The 977-nt window shown below is 46.2% G+C and carries 1 protein-coding gene; it reads left to right on the top strand.

Annotated features, from left to right (window positions below):
- Window positions 1-977, top strand: a 977-nt coding sequence (gene ompA / locus E4T80_RS12615; protein ID WP_135058722.1) for a porin OmpA, incomplete at both ends; no start/stop codon positions are given.

Here is a 977-nt window from a genome sequence, read left to right as displayed (position 1 = left end):
GCACGTTATGGTTCAGGTTTCTCAGAAGGTTTCAACGGAGAAGCAGAGCTTTTCGGTATTAACCGTAACTCTGTAAACTACGGCGTGTTCGGCGGTTACCAAATCGCAGATAACCTAGCGGTTGAGTTAGGTTATGACTACTTCGGTCGTGTGCGTGGTAATACCACGTTTGAAGGTGAAGAGAAAGATAAACGCGCAGCGAAACACGTTGCTCACGGTACGCATATCAGCTTAAAACCAAGCTATGAAGTGGCACAAGGTTTAGATGTTTACGGTAAAGTCGGTGCGGCATTAGTACGTAATGATTACTATGTACAACAAGATGTTCGTCACGATTCTCGTATCAAAGCGCACAACTTAAAAACCTCTCTATTATTAGGTGCAGGTGTTGAGTACGCTATTACCCCTGAATTAGCAGCGCGTGTTGAATACCAATGGTTAAGCCGTGTAGGTAACTTAGACAAAGCAGCGCGTAAAGTAGGTTATGAAGGCACTAACTTCAAATATAGCCCGGATTTCCACTCTGTCAGCGCAGGTTTAACTTACCGTTTCGGTCAAGGTGCAGCACTGGTAGCTGAGCCGGAAGTGGTAACGAAAAACTTCGCTTTCAGCTCAGACGTGTTATTCGACTTCGGTAAAGCGAGCTTAAAACCGGCAGCGGCACAGGCATTAGATGCGGCACACGCAGAAATTGCTAACTTAGGTTTAGCTTCGCCGGCAATTCAAGTGAACGGTTACACAGACCGTATCGGTAAAGAAGCGTACAACTTAAAACTTTCCCAACGTCGTGCGGAATCCGTGGCAAACTACATCGTGTCTAAAGGTGTAAACCCAGAGACAGTAACAGCGGTAGGTTACGGTAAAGCGAACCCGGTAACAGGCAACACTTGTGATGCGGTGAAAGGTCGTAAAGCGTTAATCGCGTGTTTAGCACCGGATCGTCGTGTAGAAGTACAAGTACAAGGTTCAAAACAAGT

It is taken from the genome of Muribacter muris (genome assembly GCF_004569585.1).
Classification (GTDB): Bacteria; Pseudomonadota; Gammaproteobacteria; order Enterobacterales; family Pasteurellaceae; genus Muribacter; species Muribacter muris.
This window is presented reverse-complemented; position numbering and strand designations above follow the sequence as displayed.